This window comes from Neobacillus sp. NPDC058068 (assembly GCF_042885335.1).
In the GTDB taxonomy this organism is placed as follows: Bacteria; Bacillota; Bacilli; order Bacillales; family Cytobacillaceae; genus Neobacillus.
Map to the genome: position 1 here is coordinate 182,661 of NZ_JBHVSI010000005.1, position 15,439 is coordinate 198,099.

At 39.4% G+C, this 15,439-nt stretch carries 15 protein-coding genes; 7 read left to right on the top strand and 8 right to left on the bottom strand.

What is annotated here, in order from left to right; all coding sequences use genetic code 11:
• Positions 1–80: 80 nt before the first annotated feature.
• From putP to ACFVSW_RS08210, 4 genes are all read left to right on the top strand, one after another.
• Positions 81–1,574: a sodium/proline symporter PutP gene (gene putP, locus ACFVSW_RS08195; RefSeq protein ID WP_387314469.1), complete on the top strand. Its 1,494-nt coding sequence runs from the start codon at positions 81–83 to the stop codon at positions 1,572–1,574.
• Between the two features lie 183 nt (positions 1,575–1,757).
• Positions 1,758–2,189 (top strand): VOC family protein, encoded by a 432-nt coding sequence (locus tag ACFVSW_RS08200; protein WP_387314471.1) that lies wholly within the window; start codon positions 1,758–1,760, stop codon positions 2,187–2,189.
• 34 nt (positions 2,190–2,223) lie between these two features.
• Complete coding sequence (locus tag ACFVSW_RS08205) at positions 2,224–3,111, top strand: DMT family transporter (RefSeq protein WP_387314474.1); 888 nt, start codon at positions 2,224–2,226, stop codon at positions 3,109–3,111.
• 320 nt (positions 3,112–3,431) lie between these two features.
• Complete coding sequence (locus ACFVSW_RS08210) at positions 3,432–4,271, top strand: YitT family protein (protein WP_387314476.1); 840 nt, start codon at positions 3,432–3,434, stop codon at positions 4,269–4,271.
• A 143-nt stretch (positions 4,272–4,414) separates the two neighbouring features.
• On the opposite strand, the gene ACFVSW_RS08215 is transcribed toward ACFVSW_RS08210, so the two are convergent.
• The 4 genes from ACFVSW_RS08215 to gatC form a co-directional block, all read right to left on the bottom strand.
• Entirely contained in the window at positions 4,415–4,960 is a 546-nt protein-coding gene (locus ACFVSW_RS08215; RefSeq protein WP_387314478.1) for a GNAT family N-acetyltransferase, read from the bottom strand.
• Positions 4,961–5,445: 485 nt separating this feature from the next.
• A complete protein-coding gene (gene gatB, locus ACFVSW_RS08220) occupies positions 5,446–6,873 on the bottom strand; it encodes an Asp-tRNA(Asn)/Glu-tRNA(Gln) amidotransferase subunit GatB (RefSeq protein WP_387314481.1) in 1,428 nt (475 codons plus the stop codon).
• Between the two features lie 12 nt (positions 6,874–6,885).
• Entirely contained in the window at positions 6,886–8,343 is a 1,458-nt protein-coding gene (gatA, locus tag ACFVSW_RS08225) for an Asp-tRNA(Asn)/Glu-tRNA(Gln) amidotransferase subunit GatA (protein WP_387314483.1), read from the bottom strand.
• 4 nt (positions 8,344–8,347) lie between these two features.
• Positions 8,348–8,647: an Asp-tRNA(Asn)/Glu-tRNA(Gln) amidotransferase subunit GatC gene (gatC, locus tag ACFVSW_RS08230; RefSeq protein ID WP_387314485.1), complete on the bottom strand. Its 300-nt coding sequence runs from the start codon at positions 8,645–8,647 to the stop codon at positions 8,348–8,350.
• A gap of 225 nt (positions 8,648–8,872) precedes the next feature.
• Here gatC and ACFVSW_RS08235 point away from each other — a divergent pair, with 225 nt between their 5' ends.
• On the top strand, positions 8,873–9,529 hold the full coding sequence (locus ACFVSW_RS08235; RefSeq protein WP_387314488.1) for a lysozyme family protein: 657 nt from the start codon (positions 8,873–8,875) through the stop codon (positions 9,527–9,529).
• Between the two features lie 95 nt (positions 9,530–9,624).
• On the opposite strand, the gene ACFVSW_RS08240 is transcribed toward ACFVSW_RS08235, so the two are convergent.
• Positions 9,625–10,164, bottom strand: coding sequence for an SRPBCC family protein (locus ACFVSW_RS08240; protein ID WP_387314491.1), 540 nt, complete (start codon positions 10,162–10,164; stop codon positions 9,625–9,627).
• Positions 10,165–10,183: 19 nt separating this feature from the next.
• Entirely contained in the window at positions 10,184–10,783 is a 600-nt protein-coding gene (locus tag ACFVSW_RS08245) for a TetR/AcrR family transcriptional regulator (protein WP_387314493.1), read from the bottom strand.
• A 265-nt stretch (positions 10,784–11,048) separates the two neighbouring features.
• Between ACFVSW_RS08245 and ACFVSW_RS08250 the strand changes: the two genes are divergently transcribed.
• Complete coding sequence (locus ACFVSW_RS08250; RefSeq protein WP_387314495.1) at positions 11,049–11,501, top strand: OsmC family protein; 453 nt, start codon at positions 11,049–11,051, stop codon at positions 11,499–11,501.
• 133 nt (positions 11,502–11,634) lie between these two features.
• Here ACFVSW_RS08250 and tcuA read toward each other — a convergent pair whose 3' ends face one another.
• Entirely contained in the window at positions 11,635–13,146 is a 1,512-nt protein-coding gene (gene tcuA, locus ACFVSW_RS08255; RefSeq protein WP_387314497.1) for an FAD-dependent tricarballylate dehydrogenase TcuA, read from the bottom strand.
• A 185-nt stretch (positions 13,147–13,331) separates the two neighbouring features.
• Between tcuA and ACFVSW_RS08260 the strand changes: the two genes are divergently transcribed.
• On the top strand, positions 13,332–14,198 hold the full coding sequence (locus tag ACFVSW_RS08260) for a LysR family transcriptional regulator (RefSeq protein ID WP_387314499.1): 867 nt from the start codon (positions 13,332–13,334) through the stop codon (positions 14,196–14,198).
• Between the two features lie 53 nt (positions 14,199–14,251).
• Here ACFVSW_RS08260 and ACFVSW_RS08265 read toward each other — a convergent pair whose 3' ends face one another.
• Complete coding sequence (locus ACFVSW_RS08265) at positions 14,252–15,370, bottom strand: AbrB family transcriptional regulator (RefSeq protein WP_387314501.1); 1,119 nt, start codon at positions 15,368–15,370, stop codon at positions 14,252–14,254.
• Between the last annotated feature and the right edge of the window lie 69 nt (positions 15,371–15,439).

Here is a 15,439-nt window from a genome sequence, read left to right on the forward strand (position 1 = left end):
TATTTTGAATTGATAGAATGTTTCATATTGAGGGAATATTATTTAAATTATTTTCTATCTATAATAAAGGGGGTAAATGTATGTCCAATGTTGCACTACAATTGGTCTCAATTGGAGTCTATCTTGCGATGATGTTATACATCGGCTGGTATTCCTATCGAAAAACGAGCAATCTGACGGATTACATGCTTGGGGGAAGGTCATTAGGACCTGCCGTCACTGCCTTAAGTGCCGGCGCAGCTGACATGAGCGGCTGGCTTTTAATGGGCTTGCCCGGGGGAATCTATGTAACCGGCTTAGCAGATGCGTGGATTGCCATCGGTCTGACAATCGGAGCTTATTTAAACTGGCTCTTAGTCGCACCGCGCCTGCGCTCATATACTCAGGTTGCCAATGATTCGATTACGATTCCCAGCTATCTTGAGAACCGCTTTAAAGACAATACGAAACTGCTCCGGATTGTTTCAGGAATTGTTATTCTTCTATTCTTTACCTTCTATGTTTCTTCGGGGATGGTTTCGGGAGCAGTATTCTTTAAAAGTTCGTTCGGAACAAGCTACCAAACAGGCCTTTATATTGTTGGCGGTGTTGTCGTTGCCTACACTTTATTTGGCGGGTTCCTCGCAGTTAGCTATACCGATTTTATTCAGGGGTTAATGATGCTGATTGCCCTGCTGCTGGTTCCGGCAATTGGAATTTTTTACACAGGCGGACCTGCCGAAACATTTGATACGATTCGTGCCATCGATGCTACTAAACTTGATCTTTTAAAGGGAACATCCTTAATCGGAATTGTGTCGGCGATGGCATGGGGACTTGGCTACTTTGGACAGCCGCATATCATCGTCCGATTTATGGCCATCAAAACGATCAAAGAAACAAAAAGCGCCCGTAGAATTGGCATGGGCTGGATGATTTTCTCACTATTAGGGACTGTTTTTACGGCCCTTATCGGTATTGCTTTTTTTAAACAAAACCCGCAATTTACGTTGGATGATCCTGAAGCAGTATTCATTCAATTGGGGCAAATTTTATTTCATCCAATCTTCGCCGGCTTTGTTTTGGCAGCAATTTTGGCTGCGATTATGAGCACCATCTCTTCGCAGCTAATCGTGACTTCCAGTGCACTTGTCGAAGACCTATACAAAGTGGTAGTGAACAAAAATGCGAAGGATCAACAGCTTGTCTTTCTAGGCAGAATGTCTGTCCTAATTGTCGCAGTCGTAGCTGCTGCTCTAGCGTTCAAACAAGACAACACCATATTAGATCTCGTTGCCTATGCGTGGGCAGGCTTCGGCGCTTCCTTTGGTCCAATCATTTTATTAAGTTTATTCTGGAAAAAGATTACGAACTGGGGCGCCTTGTCCGGGATGATTATAGGTGCTGTTACCGTCATCGTCTGGAAAAATGGCGACCTTGGCAAAGTCTTTTTCGGCGAATCACTTTATGAAATCGTGCCAGGCTTTGTTCTCAACCTGCTTGTTGCTGTCATTGTCAGCTTAATCACTTATAAGAAAAATGAAGCGATTGAGAAGGAATTTGATGAGAGCGTCCGTTTATTGAAACAAGAATAGTGTTTAGAAAACGCTCGGTTCATACCTGAGCGTTTTTTCAATACGGGATAACTTATGCCATTGCTGCTAATTTGTAAGTTAGTCAGTTTTTACCCAAATTGAGATTTTTCATCTATCAAGGAGGAGAATTTCCTCTGCTTGAAGAAAGGTAAAGAAACAATAAGTTTTATGGAGGGATTGAAAATGGTCACACAAAGAGTAAGTTTATTAACATTAGGTGCAAGAAATTTACCTGCACTGCGTGCTTTTTATCAATCGTTAGGTTGGGAAGAAACGGAATTTAGCTCTGATCAATACGCCGTCTTTAAAACGGCAGGCACATTACTATCCTTATTTCCAATAGAGGAGCTGGCCAAAGATGCCGGCATCGAAATTTCACAATCAACCGAAACTTTTCACGCAGTGACCTTTGCGATTAACGTTGAGAATCCTGAACAGGTTGACTCAACCATTAAAGAAATCCGTGAAGCCGGCGGGAAAATTTTACGAGAACCAAGTGACGCCTTTTGGGGCGGCCGCACCGCCTATTTTGCCGATCCTGAAAACAATCTCTGGGAAGTAGCCTGGAATCCAAGCTCCGTCTTTGATGAACGCGGGGCGATGATCTCGTTTTAATTCATTTAACTCAAGAAATAACGAGGGAAAATTGATGAAATCACAACTTAGAGCTGATTTAATGCTGCTAATGATTACATTTTTTTGGGGTGGATCGATTTTACTTACAAAAATTGGTCTCGACTATCTGCAAGAATATAATTTAATTTCATTACGTTTCACTCTTGCATTTCTTTTATCAGGGATTGTATTTTACAAGCACTTAATTAAGACTGATTTTAAAACTGTAAAATATGCTTTTATATTATCGTTTATTTTGTTTATTGTTTATGTGTTTGCAACTTTCGGTACGAAGTATACATCCGTATCGAATGCTGGTTTTTTATTTAGTCTCACAGTCATATTTATACCATTATTATCTTCTGTATTCTTAAAACAAACGCCTGAAAAAAAAGTTGTTTTTGGAATTGTTTTATCAATGGTGGGAGTAAGTCTATTAACCTTACATAACCAATTTCAGATAGGTTTTGGTGATCTTTTTTGTATTCTATGTGCTTTATTCTATGCAGTTCATATCATGATTACTGGAGCAGTGGCTAAGCATGTAAATGCCATTTCCCTTGGAGTTTTACAACTTGGTTTTGTTGGACTGTTTAGTATTATCTTCTCTATTTTTATGGAAAAACCAAAACTTCCCGACAATTATGAGTCATGGTTTGCAATCTTGGCATTAAGTATATTTTGTACGGGAGTCGCTTTCATTGTTCAAATCATTGCCCAGAAACATACCAGTCCAACCCATGCAGGTCTTATTTTCACATTAGAACCTGTTTTTTCCTCTATTTTTGCTTTCATTTTCGTGGGTGAAACTCTCACATCTAGAGGTTATTTAGGGGCATCCATCTTATTAATAAGTGTTCTAATTGCTGAACTAGATTTTAAAAGTTTATTAAAACTAAATTATAAAAAGTATATGAAATAGATTTTTAATGAAAGGGAATTTTTTTCCCCATGAACGGACTAGCTTTCTTCAACAAACTGGCGCTTTTATGAAGTAGCCAATGCCTAATTTCTCGGCTTTGTAAGCGAGAAACTAGGCTTTTTTTATTTGGATTTCCTTAACGTTGTAAACGCCCATTTGTGGCAGGACCCCTATAAGCCAAGTTAAGGAGCCTAGTAGACTAAACCTCCGGAACTTTACTCCTATTAAATAACAAACTATTGTACGATTTAAATGTCCCACGATATAATGGTGAGAGTTTGTGCCTGAGTAAATATCTTAATAAAGCAGTGAGGTAGAGTATGAAAAAAACAACCAGAGACATCATATTTATCATTATTGGTGCCTTTCTTTTTGCGTTAGGTGTTAATTTATTTGTTATTCCGAACGAACTTGGGGAAGGCGGGGTAACGGGTATCACAATTATTACCTACTATTTATTTGAGTGGTCACCAGGTTTAGTCAACTTAATTCTGAATGCCTTCTTGTTAATTATTGGTTATAAATTTTTGAATAAGGTAACAACGATTTATACGATTATTGCAGTGGTTTTTAATTCGCTTTTCCTTCATCTGACAGAAGGCTGGAATATTGCTTCAGATGAATTGATGGTGAATGCTATTTTTGGAGGAATCATTATCGGGGTTGGGATTGGCTTAATTATCCGGGTTGGCGGAACAACAGCAGGTACTACCATCTTAGCAAGGATTACACAAAAGTTTTTAGGATGGAATATTAGCTATGGTCTATTGTTTTTTGATTTAATCGTTGCTTTTTCATCATATTTTATCATTGGTGCAGAAAAGCTGATGCTGACAATTATTATGCTATATGTAGGAACGAAAGTAATGGAATTTGTAATCGAAGGCTTGAATACGAAGAAGGCCATTACGATTATTTCTGATAAACCGAATGACATTGCCAAACAGGTGACTACATCAATGGACAGAGGGGTAACCGTATACTCAGGTCATGGTTATTACACAAAAACCCCAAAGGAAATTCTTTATATTGTTATTAGTAAGCAAGAAGTAATAAAGCTGAAACGAATTGTTCAATCTACTGATCCGAATGCTTTCATCGCTATACACGATGTTCGTGATGTGTTCGGAGAAGGATTTATTGATATTTCTAAAGCATAATAAGAGGCTGTTTAAATAACTAAAATATTTCGGACTGAACATTTTTACCGTTCAGTCCATTTTTTTATTTGGTTGATGCAGATCAAGTGGCTTTTTGACTCATCCGGTCTATGGCATATTTCTCCGAAGAGGAAATAAATCTATTATTCCTCATTCCAATCCTCAGCCAGCATCCCGTATACCATATGGTCTACGTAATGGTCATACAACCATTCGGCTTGTCTGATGCAGCCTTCGTTTACAAACCCTAATCTTTCAGGAATATCTCGGCTTTTCCTATTCTCCACTGCTGCCCTAATTTCAACTCGGTTTAACTTTAATTCGCTTATGGCATAATCGGTCAGTGCTCTAGCTGTTTTAGTCATGATCCCATTTCCTTGGTATTCCGCGGCAAGCCAATAACCAATGTAAGCTTTTTTATTCGGCCAATCAATCGTGTTAAAGCTCGCAGCTCCGACGATTTCCCCTTTGAATAAGATTACCGTATTCATGCTCTTATTCTCGGCATACCCCTTTAAACACATTTGAATAAAACCTTTTGTATCCTCAATTTTAGTCGTCATATCCAGCCACGGGAGCCACTCCCGCAAATGTTCTCTATTTTGATTGGTCAGTTCAAATATTCTTTCAGCATCCTTTAATTCTATTAACTTCAGAGATAATTCGTCGTCAATCTTATGGATGAACATCATTCTCCCCCTCTTGGTAAATGGTTTATTTTGAATATTAACATATTTCTCCGCATAAAACACAAGTACTTTTTTTTTATACAAATTTTTCACAAGATTTGTGACGAAAGTTCCCTCATATCAAGGAAAACCACAGTTTCAATCAAACGCTTGATTGGATAGAAAAAAACTAATCAAACGTTTGATTGAAATAGGATCAGAGACTGTAATCAAAGGGTTTCCCCCTAGAAATCAGCTGGAAAAGTGGCAACAATTGGGAGCTGTTTTCAATTTTCATCCACTAACCTTGACGAAAAATGGCACTTGTCCGCTAATATTACAGACTTCGACAGGCATTCCTATATTTCAATATTAATCAAACGTTTATTTGAAAATGGGGCAACCCCTTGCCACATTTGAATTTTTCCCGGGAAATTGAAAAAAATAATGTCGAATTCCGCTCGACAAAAAAATAGCTGACAGAGGAGATTCTGCCAGCTACTGATTTAACGTTTTTGTAGTTCTTGCTGCAATAATTGATTAACCATTTGCGGATTTGCTTGTCCTTTGGTAGCTTTCATGAGCTGACCAACAAGGAAACCAACCGCTTTGTTTTTCCCAGCTATAAAATCTTCAATCGATTTCGGATTAGCATCAAGGACTTCTGTGATAATTTTCAAAAGTGTTCCTTCATCCGAAATTTGCACGAGACCTTTTTCTTTCACGATTTTCTCGGCATCGCCGCCGTTTTCGATTAATTCTTTAAAAACGGTTTTCGCGATTTTCGATGAGATCGTTCCGTTTTCAAGCAACTTAATCATGCCTGCGAGACCTTCTGGTGTCAACGCCACCTGATCAAGCTCCTTCGACTCGGCGTTCAAATAGGCGGAAACATCGCCCATGATCCAGTTCGATGCCAGCTTCGCATCGGCCCCGCCACCCACAGTTGCCTCAAAGAAATCGGCCATTTCTTTTGTCATTGTAAGCACCTTGGCATCATAAACAGGTAATCCGAGTTCTTCTACATAACGCTTTTGGCGCTCGTCTGGAAGCTCAGGGATTTCCGCACGAATCCGCGCTTTCCAATCTTCATCAATGAATATATCCAACAAGTCTGGTTCCGGGAAGTAGCGATAATCATCGGAACCTTCTTTGACCCTCATCAGCAAAGTGGCACCAGTCGCCTCATCAAATCGACGGGTTTCCTGTTCAATGACCCCTCCTGCCGAAACCACTTCACGTTGCCGCTTTTCTTCATATTCAAGGCCTTTACGGACAAAGTTGAAAGAGTTCAAGTTCTTCAATTCCGTTTTCGTACCGAATTCCTCTTGTCCCACCGGACGAATGGAAATATTAGCATCGCAACGGAGCGATCCCTCTTCCATCTTACAATCGGAAACGCCTGTATATTGAATAATTGACTTTAATTTTTCAAGATATGCATAGGCCTCGTCTGGAGTGCGGATATCTGGCTCGGAAACAATCTCAACGAGTGGAGTACCCTGACGATTGTAGTCGCATAATGAGTACCCTTTTCCATGGTTCAGTTTCCCGGCATCCTCTTCCAGATGAATTCTTGTGATTCCAATCCGTTTCGTATAACCGTTTACTTCAATTTCAATCCAGCCATGCTCGCCAATCGGCTTGTCAAATTGCGAGATTTGATAAGCCTTTGGATTGTCCGGGTAAAAATAGTTTTTACGGTCAAATTTCGTATGTGACGCAACCTCACAGTTTAACGCCATCGCCGCCTTCATGCCGAACTCAACTGCCTTTTTATTAAGGACAGGTAAAACCCCTGGATATCCTAGGTCGATTACACTCGTATTCGTGTTCGGCTCATCCCCAAACTGGTTTGGGCTCGCTGAGAAAATTTTAGAGTCTGTTTTTAACTCGACATGAACTTCAAGTCCGATCACTGTTTCAAATTCCATTGTTTCCACCCCCTACAATTCCGGCTTTTGTTTATGAAAGTCTGTTGCTTGTTCGAAAGCATGTGCTGCTCGATAAATAGTAGCTTCATCAAAATACTTACCGATGATTTGTAGGCCTAACGGCAAACCACCATCAAAGCCGCAAGGAACCGAAATTCCTGGTAAGCCCGCTAGGTTCAAAGGAATCGTTAAAATATCATTCGCGTACATTGTTAATGGATCTTCAATATTTTCGCCAATTTTAAAAGCAGGCGTTGGCGCTGTCGGTCCGACAATCACATCATATTTGGCAAGCACATCTTCAAAATCCTTCTTAATCAAGGTACGAACCTGTTGTGCTTTTTTATAATAAGCATCATAGTAGCCCGAGCTTAACGCAAACGTACCGAGCATAATCCGGCGTTTCACTTCATCACCGAAGCCTTCTGCACGTGTCTTTTTATATATATCGATTAAGCTTTCTGCATCTGGTGTCCGGTAACCATAGCGTATACCGTCAAAACGCGCAAGGTTTGCTGATGCTTCAGATGAAGAAAGTAAGTAGTAGGCTGCTAGAGCGTATTTGGAGTGTGGGAGTGAAACCTCTTCCCAAACTGCTCCTAGACCTTCAAGGACTTTTAAAGCAGCTAACACGGATTGACGCGCTGCTTCGCCAACTCCTTCGCCAAGATACTCCTTAGGTACAGCAATTTTCAGACCTTTCACGTCACCGGTTAAGGCAGCCGCAAAGTTCGGAACATCTATATTTGCTGATGTCGAGTCCATCGGGTCAAGTCCAGAGATTGCTTGTAGAAGATAGGCATTATCCTCAACGGTTCTCGTAATCGGCCCAATTTGATCAAGGGATGAGGCAAACGCTACTAGACCGTAACGGGACACACGACCATAGGTTGGCTTCATGCCGACGACACCACAGAAAGAAGCAGGCTGGCGGATGGAACCGCCCGTATCAGAGCCTAATGAAAATAGTACTTCTCCTGCGGCTACCGATGCTGCCGAACCGCCAGATGATCCTCCTGGTACCCTGTCAACATCCCACGGATTCCGCGTTTTTTTAAAAGCTGAGTTTTCATTCGACGAACCCATGGCAAACTCGTCCATGTTTAGCTTTCCAATGGTCACAGTTTCTGCCTGTTGCAGTTTTTGGACAACGGTTGCGTCGTAAATTGGATTGAAGTTTTCGAGAATTTTACTCGCACAGGTTGTTCGTAAGCCCTTTGTAACGATGTTATCCTTCACGCCAATCGGCATTCCAAAAAGCAATCCTGTTTGAGAATCGGTTGCGAGTTTTTCATCAAGTAATTTTGCTGATTGCCGTGCCTGTTCTTCATCCAACGTTAAAAAAGCTTGGACCTTATTCTCGACTTGACCAATCCGCTTATACGATTCCTCCACTAGGTCAGTCACTTTTAGTTCTTTCTTATGTAAAAGCTCATGGAGATCTGAAACTTTATTATCAAATAAACTCACTGCTTTAATCCTCCTTCCCCATTATATTCGGTACTTTAATCTGCCCGTCTTGATGCTCCGGTGCATTTTTCAGTACCTCTTCAAGCGGTAATCCTTGTTGTGGTATATCTTCCCGCAAGACATTTTTCATATCAAGCACATGGTATGTAGGCTCCACATTTTCCGTATCCAGTTCATTTAACTGTTCTGCAAAGGTAATAATCGCATCGAGCTGCTTTGTGAACTTTTCCGCTTCTTCTTCCGTAATCGCCAAGCGTGCTAAGTTGGCAACATGTTTCACCTGGTCATTTGAAATTCGTGACATTATATATGACCTCCGATCCCGACGTTATTTTATATTGATAATATCAAACTTTTCCGCTTTACCGCAATGATTCCTTCTTCAGTATGGACAATAGTTAGTCTTTTTAGATTATGACGAATCCCATACAATACCTTTTCCATGATTTTCAATATAGGTTTATCACTGACTTTACTCTAACATTCCCTTATAATAGTCAGAAATAATTGAGTTTAGGAGAGTTATTGAATGAAAAAACGAAGACGGAGTAAATTCAAAACCTTTTTCGTGCTGTTTATCATTTTTTGCGCGTTGGCGATGTTTCAAAATCATTTCCAAAAACAAGATTCCCCTCATATAATAGAAAACGATCCATTTACTGACGTAAAAAAATATACACCTTTAATACATGATGAATTAGCGAAATATCAACTTGAAAGTCACACAGATACCCTTATTGCCCTTATGCATCAGGAAAGCCGCGGCAAAGGAGGAGATCCGATGCAGGCTTCTGAATCTGCTGGTTTAGCACCAAACACGATTAATGATCCGAAACAAAGTATTCAAGCTGGGGTCAAACATTTTCAGAGCGTACTTACTTATGGAAATCAAAAAAAGGTCGATTTCCCCACCATTATACAGGCATATAACATGGGCAGGGGCTATATTGACTATGTCGCGCAGCACGGCGGCAAACATAGTGAGGAATTAGCGAAAGAATTCTCCCTACTTCGGGTAAAAGAAAAGCCAACCATTTACACATGTGGCGGCAATAAAAATAATTTCCGTTACCCCTATTGCTATGGTGATTTTACCTACAGCACAAAAGTAGCGAAAAATATGGAATTGTTAGTGGATAGTATTCCAGTAACTAGCAGCGAAAAAACACCCGGTGGATCCTATTAGGAATCCATCGGGTGTTTCGAAATGTCTGCAAACTTTTTTCAACTCCAGCTGAAATCCCCAAAAATGCCGCTATATTTGATAATAATTTGTTAATTTTAATCCGTCTTTGCGCCTTCCGCCTTCGCTTTTAAGGCATCATTCATTTTAATAAAGCCTTCACGTGTATCCTTAAAAAGCGTTTGATAAAACATGTTCGTCAAAGACACGACTATGCCATCAAAATCTTCATACTGAATAAATTTAACACGGTCATCTGATAACCGTTGGATGACTAAATGATGATTACCGTCAAAAATTTTCGGGATGTTTGCCACACGGCCAATCCAATTTATTTCCATTCCTGGTTTAACTTGCAGTAACGAAGGCTCAAAGGGATCTAATTTGAGGCTTCCGTTTTGCAATTTCATTAGCAACTTTTCCCCAACATTCAGCTTTCCTTGTGCTTCCTTCATAAAGGGATTCCACTCAGAATAGGATTCTAAATCTGAGATAATTGCCCACACTTGTTCTTCAGATGCATTGATTTCTACTTCCGTATAAATTCTTTTACTTCCAAAACTAAGACTTATTACTATAACAAAAAATGAAATCACAACTGCCAGAACAATCTTTTTTGAACGACTGACCTTTTTCATTTTCTTCAACTCTTCCCTATTAAAGTTTTTTTTGTGAACCTTTAAAAAGCCATTCCATGCCGTTTATACAATTTTCCTGGAATCTAAGCATATCCTGCTCTTTTGACATGGCTTGTAATGTAAGACCATCAATAACAGCCTGCACAATGGAAGCAAGCGATTCCTTTTCCACCTGTTCAAGTGTTGTCTCTAATCCATTAATGACCTGCAGCACTCCAAGCTTCATTTCCGAATAGATCGCCTCAAACTCTTTTTCTAAATCTGGATTCTTACGACTCTCCATCCATAAACTAATGAGCAAGGTGAACCACTCAGGATTATTCCTTCTGAAAGTCACTACATGCTGGATGGCGTTTGAAATAATGTCTTTGTTTTCGGTCATCCCTTTTAATTGAGATGAAGATTCTGCCATCCCCCTGTTAATCATCCACTCTCTTACTACTTGGACAAGCAGGTTTTCTTTTGTGCCAAAGTAATAACCTATTAGTCCTTGCGCAACGCCCGCTTTCGCTGCAATATCCTTCATGGAAGTGCGAGCATATCCAACGGTGCCAAATAAGCTATAGGCTGCTTCCATTATTGCTTCCTTGCGTCCATCCATTTGTTCAGTTTTTTTCATTGTTTTTTCACTCCAATATTTTGTTTGTTCGTTCAATCAATATAATTGAAGTATATTCTTGTTTAAGCGAACAGTCAATATATTTTTGGATATAATTGTTAAAATGGTTGTTTATCTCGCTTTATTTTAATTCAGGAGGATAGAAATGCGTTTTCTTGACTTTTTTATTGGATAAACAAAGAATTAGTATTAGGCTAATTTTCAATTTTCACTAATCCGCATTAAATGTACCATAATTTTCAATTTATGCAGGAGGTAATCTAGAATGGCAGAACATATTTTTCACTTAAAAGCTAACTGGCCGGGATTACGGAATGACGTCGGAGAGATTGAGTCTGGAAACTTAAAAACAAAGGTCTCCATCCCGCCGGAAATGGATGGTCCGGGTGTTGGCACCAATCCCGATGAGATGCTGCTTGGGGCTGCAGCAACCTGCTATATCATTACCCTTGCAGCGATGATGGAACGCAGCTGGCTGGAGAAGGTGGACCTAACAATGGAATCGGAAGGCATTGTTGATGTAACCAAGGGAGTAATTACCTATAAAAAGATTATCCACCGCCCTCGTATTATCTTGAAGCCGGAAGCTTCTGAAAAAGACGTTGAATTGGCTCGGCGGCTTGCCAAAAAAGCGGAAACATCCTGCATGATCAGCCGCGCTGTTCAAGGAAATGTGGAGATTGAACTTCAGGCAAAGGTAGAAGTGGCAACTCGATGAAAACACAGAATGCAAAATGTTAAAAAAGCCATGTTTCTTAACTAAAACATGGCCCTTAATAGTTAATTTATTTCTGAAGCACCTACGATTTTAAGTGCTATCCCTAGCCCCTTTACTCAATTTCCCAATTTAATTAGAAAACAACATTTATTCTTTTCTGCAATGAATAATTAGCCGCTGATGCTCCTGCTAGCTTTCCAAATACTGCACCGGACATAAGTCCAGACCCTCCAGGATAATTTTCATAGAAGATGCCACCGACCATTTCCCCCGCTGCATAAAGACCCTTGATTGCATCTCCCTCTTTGTTTAATACTTCTCCCACTGTGTTAACATGTAATCCACCGAAAGTAAAGGTAATTCCACACGTTACTGGGTAGGAATAATAAGGAGCTTTGTCTAAGCGTAAAGCCCAGTTTGTTTTTGGAGGGGTAATCCCAATGGTTCCCTTATCATCTTTAACTGTTGGATTAAATTCCCCATCTTGGACTGCTTCATTGTATTCGTAAATTGTTTTTAAAAATTGCTCCTTGTTCACATTGATGAGGTCCGCTAATTCTTCTAGACTATTAGCTTCATATACTGTAGCTTCTTGGAGATTATACTCTTTACGCAACATTGAGCGTACATTTGCATCAAATAATTGGTATGCGACATGGTCAGGTTGTTTTAATACTTCCCGTCCGTACTTGGCATATGTGTAATTTCGGAAATCTGCACCTTCATCAACGAAACGCTCTCCGTTTTTATTCATTAAAATACCGATTGGAAATGAAGATTTTTTATAAATATCGCCTGGCTTATTAAAGTCTCCCACTTTTGGTGCGTTAAAATCTGTACCAATGGAGTGGCATCCTGACCAATCTCCATACCTTTGTGCACCAATGTCTAACGCCATGGAAAGTCCGTCTCCGGTGTTAAATTCTGTTCCTCGAACAATTGCGGAGCCCCATTCTGATCCAATATATTGTGTGCGCATTTGTTTATTCGCTTCAAAGCCGCCACAAGCTAATATGACACTACCCGTCTTTACAGTCACAGATTGTTCTCCTTGTTGAACGACGACTGCAGTAAGTTGTTCATTTTCAGTTAAAAGTTTAACAGCTTGTGATTCATACCAGATATCGATTCCCAGCTCATTTGCCCGCTTATTTAAGAGCTTTACAAGACCAACGCCTTTGTTATGAGTTTTTACCGGTAGTCCACCCCAGAAATGGTGTTTCCCTTCTTTTTCAAATGATTGATTTTCATAGTTAAGTTCAAATTCAACTCCATGGCTCTGCATCCACGTAATCGTTTCAAAAGACTTGGATACAAGTTGGCTGGCTAATTCGGGATCACTTTTCCCCGCTGTTACTCTCATCAAATCATTATAGTAATCCTCTTCAGAATAAACGGGCATATTAATTTTTTCATCTTCTTCATCCGTAATACTAGGGATTACCTTCCTTATTTCTTCTATTCCTTGGTAGGCAAAACGAATCGCTCCATCTGTGAAAAATGAATTTCCTCCCTTTTTGTTCAATGGAGCTTTTTCAAGTACAAGGACATTTGCTCCTTTTTCTCGAGATGAGATGGCTGCACATAGTGCCGCATTTCCTGCTCCAACTACGACGACGTCATAAAACAATGAGTTATCCACCATTTTTTATTCCTCCCTTTATTAACCTATAATTCTAGTTTATTTGGTAATCATCAATAAATAAAATACCGTTATTTTATTTCGATTGATAAATTTCTTTTATAGATGCGTTGTAAATTTTTACAGTAAATGCTAAGATTTTTTCATACACCAAATATTTAGAATATTACTAACAGCGAGGTAACCCAATGGACGAAAAAGATTGGAGAATTCTTCAAAGCATTTACCAGGAAGGAAGTATTACGAAAGCTGCAGAGCGTTTATACATTTCACAACCGGCTCTTACCTATCGGATAAAGCAATTAGAAGAAGCATTCAATGTTCGAATTCTTTTAAGAGGGAAAAAAGGGGTTGAATTCACTCCTGAAGGTAATTATCTCGTACAGTATGCAAGTAAAATGTTGGCAGATTTAAGAAAAACGAAAGAACACTTGGAAAATATGGACAATAATATTAAAGGAACATTACGACTAGGTGTTGCTAGTATTTTTGCACGATATGAACTACCAGAGATTTTAAGTAACTTCTTAAAATTATATCCGGAAATTGAAATCGTTTTGAAAACTGGTTGGAGTGCAGATATGCATAGTATGCTGCAAAAAGAAGAAGCACATGTCGGCATTATTCGAGGAAATTATAATTGGTCGGGTAAGAAATATTTGCTTAATGAAGAAAAGTTATTTGTCGTATCTAAAAATGAAATAAATATAGATAAACTCCCTACATTATCAAGAATTAATTATAAGACCGATCTGACATTGAAATCATTAACGGATTATTGGTGGCAAGAAACATTTGATACACCCCCAAATTATACAATGGAGGTAGACCGGATTGATACTTGCATTGAGATGGTGTTAAACGGACTTGGATTCGCCGTCGTTCCTGAAATTTCCTTAAAGGGATATGATCAATTACATCGAATCGAAGTTTTACCGAAAAATAATAATGAATTCTCCAGAAAGACTTGGATGATCTTTCATGAGAATTCACTAGAATTATCCATCGTAAGGGCATTTGTAGATTTCCTTCTTACACAAAAAACAAACGATTAAGAAACACGAGTCACCATCTGATTCGTGGACTCCAATCCTCGTAAGATTGGTAATTATTTTGTCATGCTTACATCTTTCTTCATCATTCGGCGCTCTAAGACTTTAAATACAGTTGGCAAAAACGTGATTACAATAGCGATTCGAAGCACTTGCACTACTACCACAAATGTAGAATCAGCATCTAAGGCAACTGCGGTAGCTGCCATCTCCGCGATTCCGCCTGGGGCAAATGCTAGAATAGCCGTAATCCAACTAATCTCAGTGATTTTTGACATTACGGTTGCACATAGTGCCATCACAATAACTAATCCCACCGATCCAAGTGAACCTACTAATAATGTTCGCTTTATCCCAATGAACATTCGACTCGTTAAACGAGACCCAATACTAACGCCAATTAATAATTGCGATATGATGAGCAACCAATGAGGCCAATAGATGATTGTAAAACTTTCCATATACAGACCACCAATTGCCTGCCAAATGGCTACGACGATCATACTTCCTAGTAGCCATGGAGTGGGAAATTTCAAATATTTTGCCAGGAATGAACCACTAACTGCAATTATAACTAGAAATCCTAACCACAAAATCTGTTTTATCTCGAAAGGAGCCCCACCAGTTATTACATGGTTGTGAATAATAGCCCCCTTCCCCTCGCTGTTAGTCCAATAAAAGGCCAAAATTGGCATTGTGCCTATCACTAAGAGAATGCGGATAATTTGAATAATGCTGACTAGAGCTGGATTCGCCCCTACTTCTTCGGCAAAAATAGGCATAACTGAAATTCCACCAGGTGCTGTTCCTATAAAACTTGTTAATAGATCCGTTTGACTAAAACGCCATAAAATAATGCCGGAAAGCAGGGAAAAAATAATAGATACAAGGAGTATTGTAATGACATATAGCCAATTTTCAATAAATATGTGGAAAACACCCGTGTTAATTTTTTGTCCTAATTCCACACCTAGAATCCATTGTCCGATAAACATCCAGTATTTCGGAATTCCTGGTGAGCCTTCGGTATGGTGAATCCAAGCTGGTATCCAAAGAGATAGGATTCCTCCTGCTAGTAAGGCCCCGATCATCCAACCAATAGAAATGCCTGTTAAAGACACGAGATACCCCGAGAGGATACTCAGTAATAAAATATATAATCTTTTACTATTCACCTAGAGAAACCTTCTTCCAAATTCAAGATAGTAGATCTGGCAATCTTAATAATTATAAAGAAAAGTCTT